Source organism: Shewanella schlegeliana (assembly GCF_016765635.1).
In the GTDB taxonomy this organism is placed as follows: domain Bacteria; phylum Pseudomonadota; class Gammaproteobacteria; order Enterobacterales; family Shewanellaceae; genus Shewanella; species Shewanella schlegeliana.
This window is the reverse complement of record NZ_JAESVD010000004.1, coordinates 288,539-304,626: the sequence shown is the minus strand read 5'-3', so window position 1 is coordinate 304,626 and position 16,088 is coordinate 288,539. Positions and strand designations below refer to the sequence as shown.

At 45.9% G+C, this 16,088-nt stretch carries 11 protein-coding genes; all 11 read right to left on the bottom strand.

What is annotated here, in order from left to right:
- Nucleotides 1–25 precede the first annotated feature (25 nt).
- Nucleotides 26–1,672 (bottom strand): pyridoxal-dependent aspartate 1-decarboxylase PanP, encoded by a 1,647-nt coding sequence (gene panP, locus JMA39_RS09030; RefSeq protein ID WP_202721548.1) that lies wholly within the window; start codon nucleotides 1,670–1,672, stop codon nucleotides 26–28.
- 258 nt (nucleotides 1,673–1,930) lie between these two features.
- Nucleotides 1,931–3,085: a glycerate kinase gene (locus tag JMA39_RS09025; protein WP_202721547.1), complete on the bottom strand. Its 1,155-nt coding sequence runs from the start codon at nucleotides 3,083–3,085 to the stop codon at nucleotides 1,931–1,933.
- A 128-nt stretch (nucleotides 3,086–3,213) separates the two neighbouring features.
- On the bottom strand, nucleotides 3,214–4,572 hold the full coding sequence (locus tag JMA39_RS09020) for a GntP family permease (protein WP_202721546.1): 1,359 nt from the start codon (nucleotides 4,570–4,572) through the stop codon (nucleotides 3,214–3,216).
- A gap of 241 nt (nucleotides 4,573–4,813) precedes the next feature.
- Nucleotides 4,814–5,353, bottom strand: coding sequence for a pilus assembly FimT family protein (locus tag JMA39_RS09015; RefSeq protein WP_331253372.1), 540 nt, complete (start codon nucleotides 5,351–5,353; stop codon nucleotides 4,814–4,816).
- A 12-nt stretch (nucleotides 5,354–5,365) separates the two neighbouring features.
- Entirely contained in the window at nucleotides 5,366–6,517 is a 1,152-nt protein-coding gene (locus tag JMA39_RS09010; protein ID WP_202721545.1) for a sugar diacid recognition domain-containing protein, read from the bottom strand.
- A gap of 178 nt (nucleotides 6,518–6,695) precedes the next feature.
- The gene (locus tag JMA39_RS09005; protein ID WP_202721544.1) at nucleotides 6,696–7,301 is read right to left on the bottom strand and encodes a uracil-DNA glycosylase family protein; all 606 of its coding nucleotides are present in this window, start codon (nucleotides 7,299–7,301) and stop codon (nucleotides 6,696–6,698) included.
- A 30-nt stretch (nucleotides 7,302–7,331) separates the two neighbouring features.
- Nucleotides 7,332–7,910: a hypothetical protein gene (locus JMA39_RS09000; RefSeq protein WP_202721543.1), complete on the bottom strand. Its 579-nt coding sequence runs from the start codon at nucleotides 7,908–7,910 to the stop codon at nucleotides 7,332–7,334.
- Between the two features lie 305 nt (nucleotides 7,911–8,215).
- The gene (locus JMA39_RS08995; RefSeq protein WP_202721542.1) at nucleotides 8,216–10,315 is read right to left on the bottom strand and encodes an MtrB/PioB family decaheme-associated outer membrane protein; all 2,100 of its coding nucleotides are present in this window, start codon (nucleotides 10,313–10,315) and stop codon (nucleotides 8,216–8,218) included.
- 13 nt (nucleotides 10,316–10,328) lie between these two features.
- Nucleotides 10,329–11,315: a DmsE family decaheme c-type cytochrome gene (locus JMA39_RS08990; RefSeq protein WP_202721541.1), complete on the bottom strand. Its 987-nt coding sequence runs from the start codon at nucleotides 11,313–11,315 to the stop codon at nucleotides 10,329–10,331.
- 115 nt (nucleotides 11,316–11,430) lie between these two features.
- A complete protein-coding gene (locus JMA39_RS08985) occupies nucleotides 11,431–13,446 on the bottom strand; it encodes an OmcA/MtrC family decaheme c-type cytochrome (protein ID WP_202721540.1) in 2,016 nt (671 codons plus the stop codon).
- 365 nt (nucleotides 13,447–13,811) lie between these two features.
- Nucleotides 13,812–15,998, bottom strand: a complete 2,187-nt coding sequence (locus JMA39_RS08980) for an OmcA/MtrC family decaheme c-type cytochrome (RefSeq protein ID WP_202721539.1) — start codon at nucleotides 15,996–15,998, stop codon at nucleotides 13,812–13,814.
- Nucleotides 15,999–16,088: the final 90 nt, after the last annotated feature.

Genomic DNA, 16,088 nt, shown 5'->3' with positions numbered 1-16,088 from the left:
AGTCGAGCCTTACCGTCATGAGAAGTTAGCTTTGTGCTAGCGTGAGCAATTGAGGTAAATACAGGGTTTCTTGCGAGGCTATCTGTGCCTGCTCTGTAAGAACTTGTTGTAAAATCTCTTTTGTTGTCAGTGGGTTGGCTAACACTACCCGAAATACCACAGCTTTGATGTTCATCAGCTGGTGGCTTTCAGGGTTGATACGGGTACGTGATACAAACGAGGATCCTTGTTCACGCTGAGTTTTTTGTACAAATTTAGTCAAGCCATCTAATAGCTGATTAAACTTGGTTAGCGCCTCTGTATCACCAATTTCACGAGCTTTGGCCATCGCAAGCTGTACTGATTGCGGCACATAGCGATAGGTGAGCAGACAAAGTTCTGGCTGAGAGACCAGCTCAAAATCGCTTTCTGCCGTGATTAAGTCGGCGAAATAACGGGCCTTTTCAAGGCTGTTATTGATTAAAATCTCATAACCTTCTCGGCCAATCACCTTAAGACAAGCATGCACTAGCATCGCCATACCTGGGCGCGAACCTTCGAGAGTCTGACTGCCTAAGTCTTTCGATCCTTGGCGCAAAATATACTCTGCATGGTGCTTGATGGCATTCGCAAAGGTGGGATCTTTAAATAGCACCATACCTGCGCCCATAGGCACATACATCTGCTTGTGAGCATCGATGGTGACGGAGTCGGCTCGCTCAACCCCCGTTAGTAGGTGACGATACTTATTTGATAATAAGCTCGCGCCGCCCCAAGCCGCATCCACATGAAAGTGACAGTTAAGCTCAGCGGCTAAATCGGCAAGTTCATTGAGCGGGTCGATATTGCCGGTTTCTGTGGTGCCCGCGACGCCCACGATTGCCATCACACGAATGTTATCTTGCTCAAGTTGCTTAGCGAGAGCTCGCATCTTAGTGACATCGACCTTGTTATCGTCTGATGTGGGAACTTGAATAATGTTTTCCCGGCCAATACCTAATAGGTCAGCAGTTTTAGCGAGCGAGTAGTGGCCACGCTCAGAGACTAAAATTGCTAAATCATCATAGCCGTAGTGGCGCAGCCCTTTGAGCAGCCCTTGTTTGGCGATACCTTTAAAGTCACCATCTGCTTTAAGTAGTTGATTACGCGCCGTCCACAAGGCGGTGATGTTGGCGACTGTACCACCTGAGCAAAACGCCCCCAAGGAGACATTGGCACTGTGCATCCAGCTTTGATAAAAGGCTTCATTCTCGTTATATACAAGATGGTGCATCATGCCTAGTACTTGGCGTTCCAGTGGCGTAAAGGCCTTCGATGTCTCGATTTTTACCAGATTCTGGTTCAGTCCTACCATCATCTTAGACAAGGGTAATACAAAGTAAGGCAGGGCAGAGGTCATATGACCGATAAAGCTAGGCGCAGAGGTATGCACCGAATGAGCAACTAATGTTTGCATCATATTATCGGCGTAGTCAGAGACAAATTGCGGCGCCGATGGGATCTGGTATTGTTGAAAATCCAGTTCAACTTCAGAAAGTGGCTTCTCGACAGCCACCACGCTTTCTTGTAAAAAACCCATTAGGTTCTGTGAGATATTTTGTTCAATCACACTAAGGGTAGAGTCTGGGGCTTCTGGAACCGTAAAAATTCGCAGTAATGCCTCTTCTGAAGCGGTGGCTTTTCTTGCTGTCATGGGGCTAAATTTCTCTACTAATCACGCTGTTTTCTTAACTGAACTGCCTATCGAAACAGATGGTCAAAACGGACGCTCAAAATGGACGGTCACTTTACTTTATGCTTTATAGTGCATCAAGTAGAAAAATAATAGCGGTGGCTTTATCACACTAATGAGGAGAGCGTCAGAGTGGTTTTAGTATTAAAGTCTGGCAGATTAGTGAGCGAAAAAGGCGCCGTTAAGCGCCTTTTTGAGTTTTAAAAATGCAGAGATGTTCTATTTGGCGGGTGAGAGCGCATATAGCGCAGCGATATTTTTAGCTGTGCTGTAGAGGTTATGTTTAGCGCTGGCAAGCACCTCTACAAGCGGCAATGCTCTAGGGGTAATAGAGAACAGCGCATCTATGCCATGCTCAAGTAGCACGTTGGCATCATCGCTTACGCAACCTGCGATGGCAATCACAGGCAGGCCCTGAGCTTTAGCGACACCGGCAACACCCATCGGCGTTTTACCGTGTAGGGTTTGGCTGTCGAGGCGGCCTTCACCAGTAATCACTAAGTCGGCGTTCTCAAGCAAACCTGCTAAGTTAACCGTTTCCATCACGATATCGATACCGGGTTTGAGCTGGGCATTTAGAAAGGTCATCACACCGAGGCCCATGCCGCCTGCAGCTCCTGCGCCAGCAAGATCTCGGTTATCTTCAATGCCTGAGCTGGCAATGACATCGGCGAAATGGGCTAATGCGCTGTCAAGCTGCTGCACCATTGCGGTTGTCGCCCCTTTTTGTGGTCCAAAAATAGCCGAGGCCCCTTTATCTCCACAGAGTGGGTTATTCACATCACAGGCGACTTCGAAGCTGCACTCTTTGATCAATGGATGTAGATCGTTTAACTCGAGTTTGGCTAATTGCTTCAGTGCTGCGCCGCCAACGGAAAGGGTCTTTCCTTGATTGTCGAGCAAGTGGGCACCAATTGCTTGAGCCATACCCGCGCCGCCATCATTGGTGGCACTGCCACCAAGGCCGATGATGATATGTTTGATCCCACGGTTGAGGGCATCGACAATCAGCTCGCCAGTGCCGTAACTGGTGGTAATAAGCGGATTACGCTTGTCTTGGGCAACCAAATGAAGGCCAGACGCTGCGGCCATCTCAATCACGGCCGTTTTTTTATCTCCTTGATAGCCAGCACCCAAGATGCCATAAAAGGCTTCAACTTTATTGCCTAATGGACCCGTGACATTGAGGGTAACAATGCTGCCATCGGTGGCATCAACCATTGACTGCACAGTGCCTTCTCCACCATCTGCTACGGGCACTTTAACGTACTGTGCGTTTGGCAAGACAGTGCGAAATCCACGCTCAATCTCATTTGCCACTTCCATTGCGGTCAGGCTTTCTTTGAAAGAGTCGGGGGCTATCACAATTTTCATGCAGTATTCCTATAGATCGAGTCATGCTAAAAAGGGGGGAATGGATCTGTAATGATTCAAGTGTGCTTTCTTGTTTCTACAGTAGGCAAGCCTAAACCGACTCGCCTACTTGAATCGACCAATCAGCGTTAAAGTAACACTAAGCTTAGTAGGTAAACTAAAGCCATAGCCGTAACACCTTGAATTAGTGTTGCCATAGTTTGGGCTTTGTAAGCTTGGTTAACGCTCATACGGCTAAACTGAGTCACTACCCAGAAGAAGCTGTCGTTTGCATGAGATACCGTCATTGCGCCAGCACCAATCGCCATGACCGTTAGTACACGGCCCATGTCACTTGCAAGACCGATATCGCCTAGCATAGGTGCAACCAGTGCAGAGGTCGCAACTAAGGCAACGGTTGATGAACCTTGAGCCGATTTAAGTGCTGCAGCCACCACGAATGGCATAAAGATCCCAATACCTAGTGCCGACAGTGACTCACCTAAGAAGGTACCTATGTCTGTGGCTTTTAGTACCGCGCCAAACGCACCGCCCGCACCTGTAATAAGCAAAATAGGGGCTGCAACCACTAAGCCTTGGCTAATACGGTCACTAAACTCTTTAATTTTGTCCTTGCCCTTTAATAAAGACAGTGACAGGAATAGACCAATCATCAATGCATTAACTGGCTGACCTAAGAAGGCCAAGATATCGAATAGCATGCCATCGCCAAGTGGCGCCGATGGGAAGTTGGCAATCGAGCCTAAACAGATCATTAAAATGGGGACAAAAATCGGAGCAAATGCACGAGTCGGGCTAGGAAGCTCACCGTAAGCTTGCTTAAGCTTGTCGAAATCATCTTGGTGACTCAAAAGCTCTTCAGCGCCTTCACCGTCTGGCTGGGTATTAGCGAAGCGGTTAGCCCACAGCGTACCGGCCAATGCGGCAACGGCAGCAACGAAGATACCGACGAAAATCACTAAACCAAGATTTGACTCTAGGCCTAGGTTACCCGCAGCCGCGATAGGGCCCGGCGTTGGCGGCACAAAAGTGTGAGTGGCATATAGACCCGTTGCAAGAGCGACACTCATAGACACGCTCGACACCTTCATGCGGTTAGCCATCGATTGCTTGAGCGAGTTTAAGATCACAAAGCCTGAGTCACAAAATACTGGGATCGACACGATATAACCGATAATCGACATGGTCAGTGTTGGGAAGCGTTTGCCCAAGACTTTAATGACCACATCGGCCATGGTAATGGCTGCGCCGCTTTTTTCTAAAATTGTACCTATGATGGTACCTAATACGATAACTAGACCAATGTAGCCCAAGATCCCGCCAAAACCAGAGGTGATGGTTTTAGCGATATCGGCGCTCGGTAGACCATAGGCAAATGCGGCAAGAAACGATGCCAGAATAAGGGTTAAAAACGGATGAAGCTTAAATTTAGCGGTGGCAATGACGATAAATGCAATCACGGCCAACAAGATCAGTACTAGGCTCATAGGGGTCCCTATTTGGGTATTTTTTTATATGTAAGGTTTTTTTGTTTTGCCAAATTGGGACAACTGAGAGATCCAGCGCACCAAGGGTTTTCAGGCCGAAATATTATGCTGTGCTCTCAAGGTAATTTCTTTGGTGAAGTTCACTAATTTTACGCCTGATGGAAAAGTTTTGTTGTGCAGGTGCACAACGCTTCGGCTGGTGCTGCCTGTTGAAGGAGTTTGATTGAATAGAGGATAACTTTTAGCAGTCGCTATGCTTGACCGTAATTACCGGTTGGGTGCTGCCAATAGGGTTTTCGTAGCGAATATGGCAGTTAAAGCTGACGCTTTTATCGTTCAGGTCTTCTGAGAAAAAGATGTAAATGTGGTTATTAGCCGTAGACTTGTCGATAAAGAAAGGCGCTGCATGCGGGTCTTGTTGAATCGTTGTGAGTGAAACAGAGTCGATATCGAGCCATGCCCGGACTTGGCGATTAAGCTCATCGAAGCTGTCGTTGCCATCGACTGCTGGGTAGCCGTTATAAAGCGGAATAGATACTCCCGCATGTACAATACTACCAAAGCCGTTACTTTCACCCTCAATAACCGCTTTGCTGTGGACTAAATCCAAGCCGCTTTTCATCGCTGCAGCAATGCCGTCTAGGGTGGCCACCTTAGTGTCAGTTTTAAGATCGACAAACTTAGGTAGGGCGATAACGGCGAGGATCCCTAGCACAATAATCACTACGACCATTTCGATTAGGGTGAAGCCGCGTTTACCTGTTGAGATTAAGGTCATCATACACCTATTCGATTAAGGTTGTTTTAGCATCACCTGGCCAATATATAGCTGCAGTAATCCATCCAGTTGGTTGAGATTTGCACCGGTGATCTGCTGGATCCTATCGAGGCGATAGCGTAGCGTATTTCGGTGGATAAATAGTACATTAGCACATTGCTGTAGATCACCAAAATGTTGTAGGTAAGCGGTTAGCGTTTTGACTAACTGGCCATTTTTATCGGCGCTAAGAAGAGCCTGATAAGGACAGAGTAACTCCTTACCACGCCAACTATCTTTTAAAGCGGATAGTAGCACTAACAGGGAAAAATCTTCGTATAGATACTTACTCTGCTCCGGTTGCATCTGTTGGCCAATCGTTAGGGTTTCCAGTGCAGTTTGATAGGAGCGGTTAAGATCTTCTGGAGCAGGAAAAAAATGTCCAAGAGAGATTTTTAGTCGACTAACAAATTCTTTAGGCAATCTTGCAAGTAGCTGGTCGATACGCTCACTTTCAAGTTCAGGATCCCAAGTTTTACCATCCAAGAACGCAGGCTTTAAAATAACCAACTCGGTCATCGAGCTCATCGCGACCAAGTTGCCACGAGAGGGCGTCTCTAGCAGATGCATGACCTGCTTTAACATCGAGTTAGCTGCTGTTTCCTCTTCGCTAGCTTGCACCTTTATCACTGCGACAACTCTCGGTAAATTAAGATCTATCTCCAACTGGGATGCCCAATTTCGCTGATGAGGAGTAAATGGCCCCTTAGATTTAATTAACTCAATGATCAGTTCTTCTTTTTGACGGTACTGCCACTGAGCTTGCTCTAAGGTGTTGGCTTGCTCGACGATAATCTCGGCGGTCATCTTGAGTAGCTCACCATAACTACGCAGCTTTTCTGGCTCGCCTGTGATGCCTATTACGCCAATTATCTTGCCTTTATAGTGTAGTGGCAGATTGATGCCAGGTTTTACCCCTTGCAGTGTACCTGTACTGTGCGTACTGATCTCTACGGTGCGTTTTTGACTGATAGCTAACAATGCACCTTCGTGAATAGCGCCAATACGGTGAGGTTCACCCGAGCCTAGGATCACCCCATGATTATTCATCACATTAATATTATGACCAATGATCTTCATGGTACGCTTTACAATTTGCCGAGCTAAATAACCATCCAGAAAATACACTTTATCCTCACTAACGACTAAGACTGATGATGGAGACTGCTTTTTACTAAGAGTACTTTTTATTGAACTGCTTCTAATAAGCTGTTTTTATTAAGCTTAAGTACAGTGCCTTAAAGTGAAGATGTGTGGCATTACTTTTTTAGCTAACTGTGAGCTTGATACATATTTTGCGAGTCGTTTATGCTGAGTTTATCAAGGATGCAACACGCCTTTGCAACTGAGGGATAATTTGTTGTTCAAACTCTGGGTGGCGCTTAAGCCAGATGTTATTTCTTGGACTTGGGTGAGGCATCACCAAGGTATTTGGCCATAACACCTGCCAGTTTGCCACAGATTGGCTAACACTGAGCCTCTGCTGTAGATGCCACTCGATGGCATATTTGCCGACTAATAGCGTCAGTTCAATATGCTCAAGTTGATCCAATACCTGCTGGCGCCATTTATTGGCACATTCTGGTCGGGGTGGTTTGTCACCGCTCTGCTTATCGGTTGTGGTGTAACTGCCTGGGTAACAAAATCCCATAGGAACGATGGCGAACAGCTCTGGGTCATAGAACTGTTCGCGAGTCACCCCAAGCCAAGTTCGCAGGCGCTCACCACTGGCATCATCGAAGGGGCGTCCCTTGTGATGTGTTTTTTGCCCTGGAGCTTGGCCTGCGATCAGAATTTTAGCCTGTTTGTCTAACTGAATAATGGGTTTAGCCCCAAGAGGTAGAAACTCCTTGCAGAGCTGACATTGAGCTATTTCAGCTTTTAGGGTGATGAAGCTGTTTTCATTAGACATGGGCTACCCGTTTGTTATTTCTGCTGTGCGTTAGCTGTACTGTAAAATTTGGTAAGCCCAGTAGCCTAAGTAACCATATCCAATAGCAAGAGCTGAAAGGCTTAAGAACTTCACTTTAATATCGGCTTGGCTAATTAAGGCAACATGGGCACAGGCGATACCAAAAATGGCAATCGGCGCGACGTAATACGCACCGATTAATAGTGCGATAGCTGCGAGTGCGATAATTAGTGCACTGCGTTTCCCCGGTGCTTTCGTGGCAGATAGATTAAGTTGAAGTGGCAATAAACTAAGACCAATACTGACAATGATGACGCCGATATTCATCGAGATAGCGCCAGCGGTATCGAAGTAAATCAGCGCAATAAACAGCGCAATAATGGCTGGGATAGTCGCAATTAGAGCATGCATCTTAGCGAAATTACGGCTGTTATATTTGCCGGTAAAATAAAATAGCCCATTGAGTAGCAGGTTGAATAGGCTAAAACCGCCTAAGGTGATGGCAAGCAGTAATACATTAGTGGTGTCAGATTGCATGGCGAATGCGGGTAACGGCGCAACTAAACTGCAGAGTAAAGCGACTTTATAAATAGATGTTGAGCGAGTCATGTAAATTCTTAAGATTGAGATGATGCAAGTAAGATCCCCTAAAGTAGCAATAAGTTCAAGATGAATAGAGAGTAAGTCCTTTTTTAGTGCGAGTTTTTAGCTTTGTGGTGAGCGAGTTCACTTATTTCTTATTATGTCGTTTGGCTATCGATTGAACTTTAGACAATAAAAAAGCCCGCAATGAGCGGGCTTTTCGTGTATTACAACTAGTTTCTACAAGCGATAACTCATGCTTAGTATGATCAGATGTGTGTTGTGGGTTATAGGTTGGTTGTTGCTAGCCTATAACCCGATCACATCCATTACTACAAACGGTAGCTCACGCTTAGCATGATCAAGTGTGCATTGTAGTCGTGGCTATTGCTGCCAAAACTTAACACATTCGAGATGCTATCAGGCGCGATGTCATTTGCTGCATCATTGTCTTTATAGTTTTCCATCTTATAGTCTAAGCGCAGATCCATCTTTTCTGTCGCTTTGTATAAGGCGTAAACGTTAACATTATGCACTTTAGCGTAATAATCACCGTAGTCACCAGTAATGCCCTGAGTGACTTGGGTATTACTGTTAGAGTCTGAGTAAGTGTAATCAACACCTAGACGAAGCTTTTGCTCCATTAGATTGTTGTAGCTAAAGCCTGCACCGATAATATCGAATTGATCTTCAACCGTACCATACCAGTTTGGTGCGCCTAGGTTAGTGCTACCCGCTTGATCTGAATCGATGTTCTGACGGTTATAAAACGCCGTAACAGTCATGTCATCATTGATTAGGTAACTAACACTGGCGTCATAACTCATATCTTTCGATTCAGTTAGGCCAATTTGTGTCTCGTTATAATCATCAAGTGCGTAACGAGCACCAAAGTCTAGCGTTAGGCTGTCGATTGGACTGTGAGTCACGCGGGCTTCGATTTGCGTACGCTTTCTATCGGCAAGATTGTATCTGCGCAGTAGGTCGTTTGATTCGCTTGAAGTCCATTCAGACGCTTGGTACTTAGAACCGTCACGTTGACCATAGCTACCCTTGATCCACATGTTCCAGTTAGCAAACGCGCTGAGCTGGTACTTAGCCCAAAGTGTGCTTTCGTCAGTGGTTTCACGATCAGAATAGCTACGCTCATCTTTACGGTAGTCAAAGCCACCTTCAAGCTTATGGCCGCGTGCTAGACGATAGTCTGCACCCAGCTTTGCTTTGTGGGTGGTGATATCATAAGGTGTATTGTAAGCCGCTTGACCTGTTGTAGAGTCGATGCTGATCTGCGTCCACTCTTCAACATTGGTCTTGTTATCACGGTCGCTATAATCATAGCTTGCGTTTAAGCGTAGCTGACGACTAATACGAGAAACAACCTTAAGAGTTGCACCTTGAGTATCGACTCGCCCATCTAGCGACTCACTTGGCATTTGGTAGCCGTAACCCGATGTGTTGAAGTCTTGATCTTGAGTCATCTGGCCCAAATAGACACGACCATTCATCACGGTACTGCCTGCAACATATTGACCAAGAACTGAAACGGTATGCGCTTCGTTATCAGGGTCTAAAGACATGTAGCCAGTTGTTTGAGCACCAAAGGTTGGGCTGAACGCATTTTCAAAAGACAGCTCACTATACTCATTCTTGAAGGTTGAGCCGTTATAGTTAACTGAAGTAAACCAGTTGTCACCAGAGAAGCGAACGCCCGCTTCAAGGGTATCAGTGGTGTAATCAACAGGCTCAGCAATCATCATTGATTGATTATAGAAACTGCCAGAGGCTTGCTTAAGGCCCGTTTTGTCTTCGCGTTGGTAATTAACGTAGGTGCTCCATAATGACTCACCTTGGTATTCGAAGCCTAGACCTGCGCGTTTACGCTGTAGTGATAGCTCAAGTGGGTTAAGACTAGAGTACAACTCAGTCATATCTTGAGTGCTACCAGCATGAACCCAATCACCTGGTAGGGTAAGGTCATCACCACCAATACCAAGATAAGGACTCATTGCTTTATCGGTTTTGTAAGTCGTAATCTGGCGGTAATTTAGGTTCAAATTGTATTGACCCGCTTTACCTGCATCGATTTCGGCGCTGCCATTTTCCATGCCTAGATTGTCAGCTTCGATAGTCGCTTGATAGCCATTTTCGCCGGTGTATTTTACATCGGCGTCTACTTTACCGACAAAACCGCCTTCGGTTGCAAAGGCATTTGCAGAGCGAATATCATCGCTGTCGCTATAACCCGCACCAATACCAACAGTACCATTAGCGCCTTTTTCGACTTTACAGTTTTTACAAACCCACTTGTCGAATTTTACTTTTTCTGTGTTCGCATTTTGAATGCCATAACCATCAGCAGCGATAGCTGCGCCAGACATCATTCCGGCGTTGGTAAGCAAAGCGAGCGTGACTAAATTTAATTTGAATTTCATCTTCTCGTCTCCCTTAGCGCTGCAGTAGCTTGCCAGATGGATGGTTAGAACCATGGATCTGGTTATGACAGTTCAAACAGCTACGGCCGCCAGTCATGGCATTACCGCCGACAGTTGAACCTTGAGCTGTGTTGCCAAACAGAGCTTGACCGCTGTGCGCAGATGAGTGGCACTGTTGACAAAGCTGTGGAGCTCGAGTTTTAAGCATACCTTCGTTAACGCTTCCGTGTGGGTTGTGGCATGTCACACAGTCTTCAGTAACGGGTGCATGCTCCCACAGTTTTGGGCCGCGCTTCTCCGCATGGCATGAGTAGCAGGTTTCGTTAACGTTAGGCTTAACAAGATCGGCTTCGCTCATAGTGCCGTGTGGATTATGACAATCACTACACACCATTTGCGCCCACTTCATTGGATGGCTTGAACGCTTGTTCATGTCAGCTTTTTGCTGAGTATGACAGCTAGTACAAACTTCCATTTCAGTGTTCTTAGAAAGAACTGGATCTTTTGCCGTGTGCACTGAGTGACAAGAAGCACAAGCTACATCTGCATTGTCATGGTGTCCACCATTCCAATCCATACGCTTGTCGTCTTTATGACAGCTCATACAAACACTATTTTGTAGCTCTGGTGCCAGAGTTGAATCTGGACCAAATGCGATCATCGGCTCGTTACCGCCGCGGTTATGTTTACCCATAGGACCATGACACGCTTCACATTGAAGGCCAGCCATTGGGCTCTTGCTTGAGTCAACTGAACCGTGAACACCTTTGAACAGGTCCATCACTTTTTCAGACTTGCGGTGACACATAAGGCAAGAGTCAGCACCTTTAGGTGAGTACTTACCTTCGGCAAATTTCTGATCCAGTGTTGCTTCGACTTCATCAGGGGTCATCTTAGCGTCCCACTTAGAAGCCGTAGCCGTCTGAGCGAAACCAAGTGACAGTACCGCCGTCGCCATCAAGGCTGGTAGTAGGGTTTTTAATCTTTTAGTGATCTTCATAATAGCTTCCTAAACTTGCACAATTTTGAAGAGAAAGTGGGGGAGAGGCCTCCCCCGTTTTCAACACTCTTTAACTCAGGCCGTGATAACTTGAGTTATATAAGAGCTGCGCAAATTACATCTTCACCGCAGTGTGATCGTTTGGCGTTGGCTCGTGGCAGAAGAAACAAGTTTCTAGCTGCGCAGCATCACTGGCAAGTGCTTTGTCAACATTAACCAATGCGCCTTGGCCTTCAGCGTGAGCCGCAAATTTAGCTTCTGATTCAGGGCTATATACGTGACATGACATACATGTGGCTGCGATAGGCGTTGTGTAAGAACCGCCTGCAGTCGCTAGCGCGCCTTTTTGCTTGAATGCATCAAGGTTTAGGTCGTTATGACACTGGTCACAGTTCATGCCTGCAATCGCTGCATAATCACCAGAGCTATGTACTTTATGAAGTTTTAGCTCTAACGCGCCCATGTTAGCTCCGCCAGCATAAGTACCATCTGGAGTGTGACAAGCAACACAGCCGTCAACGCCTACAATGGTCTTACCGTCAACGATTTGAGCTAACTGCTCGCTCATTACGAAGCCTGGGTGGTGAGAACCCTTATGAATTTCGAAGGTGTCGCCGTGACAGCTAACGCAAGTGTCGAAGTTAACAGAGTCAACATGACGCATGCTTGGTGCTTCGCCAGAGAAGGTTGCGAATGCAAGATCAGCTTTCATACCTGTGTAGAATGCGTCTAGCAGGTAACCTTTTTCGTCTAGGTTGCCTTCAACAGCGACTTTGTCACAGTCAACAAATTCCCCGTTTTCAGAACACATAGATAAGCCAGAGAAAGTAAATGCTGTATCAGCATCGTCAGTACCAAATGTTAGTGGCTTAGTGGTGTAGACGATGTTGCCTTCTTCATTAATTGCTGCAGTAGCATCTAGCTTACCGTTAAGCACTAGGTTTAGGCTGTCTTTACCGTAATAGCCTAACTGAACGTTGTTTGGACCGACGTTAGTTGTCGCTTCAACGCGCTGTAGTTTTGGTAGAAGAGTGGTTGCGTTAACCGCTTCGCCGTTAGCGTCGATTAGAGATACAGTCACTGTTGCAGTCTTATCTTCATTAACAACTAACGTAGTATTCATGCCGTAAGTATCGATAAGCGCTTTAGTTTGGGTAAAGCCTTCAGTGTGGATCTCTTCAGTCCAGCTCGCGTTATGACACGCGATACAGTTTGAGTTGTCAGCTTGTTGAGAGTGGCCTTGACCCGCTTTGAAGTCGATGTTTACGTGACAGCTAGTACAGGTTTCCATCGTTGGAACGCGTGACCAGTTACCCCATTCGCCTAGCTCATCGCTGCCTTCTGTAGGCTCAACGTGACAGGTTGTACACTTGTCTTGAACGATAGCGTTAGCAGTATCTGCGCTCTTATCCATATTTCTGCCGTACATCTTAGCGTTGTTGTGTACGTTATGGATCAAGTGGTTGTATGCAACTTGTGGCTTGCCTTTACTATCTGCCATCTCTTGGGTATGACATGCTGCGCAAGTTTCTGAAGAAGTATAACCGTGGTAGATTTTCTTACCTTCAGCGTGGCATGAGTTACAGCTTGCAGTTGCTACGACATCTTTGGTGTATGTTGCTTCATAGCCTTCACCTGAGAAATCTTGCGACAGTTCGGTGCGCGGCACGGCTGTTTCGCCATCGGCTAGTGTCGAAGCACTGGCTATGATGTTATAACGCTGAGTTAGCTCAGAGTTGTAACCTTCAACTGGAATGGTGAAGCTATAGTTACCATTCTTTTGGTCAACAAATTCTTTTTGTGAACCAATGTATTGCCATTCTGCACTGTTACCCGCACCCGTAGCGCCTTGTGGGATAAGTTGTACCACTTTTTTCACTTCAAGCGCAGTTAAACCTACAACAGGTAGGTCTTCTTCGTTTGTCGCAAAAACATTGATTGTCGGAACACCGTCGGCATAAGTGACATCGGTGACTTTTAGATTAAGTACATTGATTACATCGGCAGCTGGACCACCTGGCTTGCCGTTGTTACCGTCGTTACCATCATCGCCACCACAGCCTGTTAGGGCCATAGAGACAGCACCTGCTGCTAGAAGCAGCGCAATTTTAGATTTGTTTGTATTCATCATTTTTTCCCTGCATAGGTTTGGCACTGTCTTAGGCGTGTGGCTCGATTTAGTGAAGCCGACTGTAATTTTTTAATTGCCGCTTAAGTCAATGCTGGAAATAAGATTCCCCAATGAAAGGCTAACGTAATGTAGGGTTAAAATCTGCATAACAGGTGTCAAGATGTGACTTGGATCTGCCTATTTCTAAAGAGGTATGAGGGGGAGGGGCAAAACGTTGTAAAAGTTAAAAATATCGAACTTATATACGTGATATATGTAATAAAAGTTTTCAGAGGCTGTTGGTCGTGATTTTTAAGTGATGTTCCAAATAAAAAGGGAGGCTAAGCCTCCCTTTTTGTATTACACGTCAACTATGAGCATTGCTATTAGTAGCTGCTGCCCCAATTTGAGTGTGCTTCTAGTAGAGAAGCGTCTTTATGACAAGTAGAACAAGTCTCTTGTACATCAAGCTTTTCGTACTCAGAGGCTGGGATACCTAGTGTTGATAAAGGTGAACCCTCTTGAACTAAGATACCGCCCATAGACTTGATGTGTGAAGCCGCAGAGCTATCTAGCGCGTATGGCGCTTGGTGACAGCTTACACAAGCTGCTGTTTGTGGAGACACAACAAGCTGCTCATCGGTATAGACTGGCTTGCCTTCAGAATCAACACCATCCTGAACCTTACCAAATGCAACAGGTGCTGCATCACCTTTGATCTTACTTAGCGAGAAGCCATCTTCACCGTGACACGCTTGACACTCAGCCTTCTTGAAGAACATGTCTCCACCGCTGTCGTACAAGTAGTGCTTGCTGTGAACGATATAAGCTAAGTTAGAGCTTGATGTCTTTCTATCGCGAGTTCCGTTGTGACAAGTTGCACAGCCATCCATATCGTTGCTGAAGCGGTGCTTGATGTCAGTCGTGTGACACTGTTGACAATCAGTCATTGCAGCGTGTTGTACACGTGGAGACTTTTCAACTTTAGTGCCATCTACTTCGAAGTAGAAAGTATCAGATACTGCATATGGGCCTGAGTTAGAAATTGAACCATCGGCAGCCTTTTCACAGTCTGCTACAGCGCCTTTACCGTCAAAACAAACGTGTAGCTGGCTGCTTAGCGCGGCTTTAACACCGGCAGTTTCCATTACTTCAGCAACTTTATAGTCTGCATCAGTAAAGGTCACATCGATAGAGCCTTCAGCACCCGCTGCAAACTTGTCGTAGCCAACTTTTTGGTAGTTAACAACGAAATCATCATCTACTACACCATTGAATACGATAGCACTTGTAAATCCACCATACTTGTATGGGCTAGGGTCGATCTGTGCAAGAGTGACTGTTGCGTCGCCATTGGTCACAGTCATGTTAGCAGTGACTGTCTTAGAGGCTGCGTCATAGCTCATGCTGTTAAAGGTGACTTTAGTAACAGCAGCTTGTGCATTGTCGTTTTCAGCATAGTGACCACGCTCTGCACCACGGTAACCGTCTGGGTCGTTGTGGCAGCTTACACAGTTCTTTTTGCTATCAGCGATTTGGTTATTTTCGCTGTCCCAGTGCCAGCTTGGTACTGCGTATGGGTTGTTGTGACAGTTCATACACGTTGCTGTATCGATATCGCCTTTCCAAGCGTCAGCCATAGCTAGATTTTCATCTGGCTGGTGACAAGTTAGACAGTTTGAAGCCGACTGTGGGTAGATACCATTATAGTAAGAGTGGCTGTGAATATCGTGAGCCATACCTTTGATTGAACCATCGAACTGGTATGGTTCGCCAACAGCGTTGCCTTCTTCATCTTTGTCTTGCTTCATGTAAGTGTTGTAGTCAGCATGACAGAAAGTACAAGACTCAAGAGTAACGTGTTTGCCACCGTGCAGCGCTAACGCACCATCTTGACCTGGGCGGTGACAAGATTGACATGTTTCGTTGGCGATTACAGCTTTTGGCTTGTCTTGAGCTGTGTCAGAACTTGGCTGCCAGTAGAAGAAGGTATTGTTTACAAGGGTTGAACCTGCATCATTTGCAGATTTAACGCCTAAATAGATGCCGCTTGTTGCTTCTGCATCAAACGCATATTTATCTAAAGTATCAACAGCTTTGTTTAATACTAACGTATAGCTACCGTCACCGTTATCAGTTAGACAGTCTTCGCAGTTTTTACCTTGGAAGTATGATGAGCCTGTGTAGTGCCCTTCACCTTTATCTTTGTTGAAATAGCTCAACCAGATTTCGCGAGGTGAACCTTCAATATCAGTAGTGCCGACTTCGTCTTCATTACCCATACGGCCGAAAGAAACTGCACCAATATCATTTTGCTGTAAACCAAATACTGCTGCGCCGTTAGCATCAGCTAGATTGAAGTTTACGGTTAGGAAACCATCTTCACTCACACTCGCTGAAGTAATGTCAGCTTTTACTTGTGATACTTCACCGATTGGCTTGCCAACTGGACCTGGCTTACCATCTTCACCGTTTTTACCATCATCACCACTACAGCCCGTAACTGCTAGTGATAGCAATCCGGCTGTAAGCAATGCTTTTGAAGCAGCGCTTAGATTAAATTTGTTCATCATTTTATGTCCCTGCAATAGTTTTTAATCATCACTAACTGCAGGTCTTTTATGAGAATTATTCTCACCTCGCTGCAATTAGTGTGTGGAATT

Bases quoted from the DNA above. Each gene is read 5' to 3' on its own strand.
- JMA39_RS09020 (WP_202721546.1), bottom strand. From the start codon at position 4,572: ATGAGCCTAGTACTGATCTTGTTGGCCGTGATTGCATTTATCGTCATT.
- JMA39_RS09015 (WP_331253372.1), bottom strand. From the start codon at position 5,353: ATGATGACCTTAATCTCAACAGGTAAACGCGGCTTCACCCTAATCGAA.
- JMA39_RS08985 (WP_202721540.1), bottom strand. From the start codon at position 13,446: ATGATGAATACAAACAAATCTAAAATTGCGCTGCTTCTAGCAGCAGGT.
- panP (WP_202721548.1), bottom strand. From the start codon at position 1,672: ATGACAGCAAGAAAAGCCACCGCTTCAGAAGAGGCATTACTGCGAATT.
- JMA39_RS09000 (WP_202721543.1), bottom strand. From the start codon at position 7,910: ATGACTCGCTCAACATCTATTTATAAAGTCGCTTTACTCTGCAGTTTA.
- JMA39_RS08980 (WP_202721539.1), bottom strand. From the start codon at position 15,998: ATGATGAACAAATTTAATCTAAGCGCTGCTTCAAAAGCATTGCTTACA.
- JMA39_RS09005 (WP_202721544.1), bottom strand. From the start codon at position 7,301: ATGTCTAATGAAAACAGCTTCATCACCCTAAAAGCTGAAATAGCTCAA.
- JMA39_RS09025 (WP_202721547.1), bottom strand. From the start codon at position 3,085: ATGAAAATTGTGATAGCCCCCGACTCTTTCAAAGAAAGCCTGACCGCA.
- JMA39_RS08995 (WP_202721542.1), bottom strand. From the start codon at position 10,315: ATGAAATTCAAATTAAATTTAGTCACGCTCGCTTTGCTTACCAACGCC.
- JMA39_RS08990 (WP_202721541.1), bottom strand. From the start codon at position 11,315: ATGAAGATCACTAAAAGATTAAAAACCCTACTACCAGCCTTGATGGCG.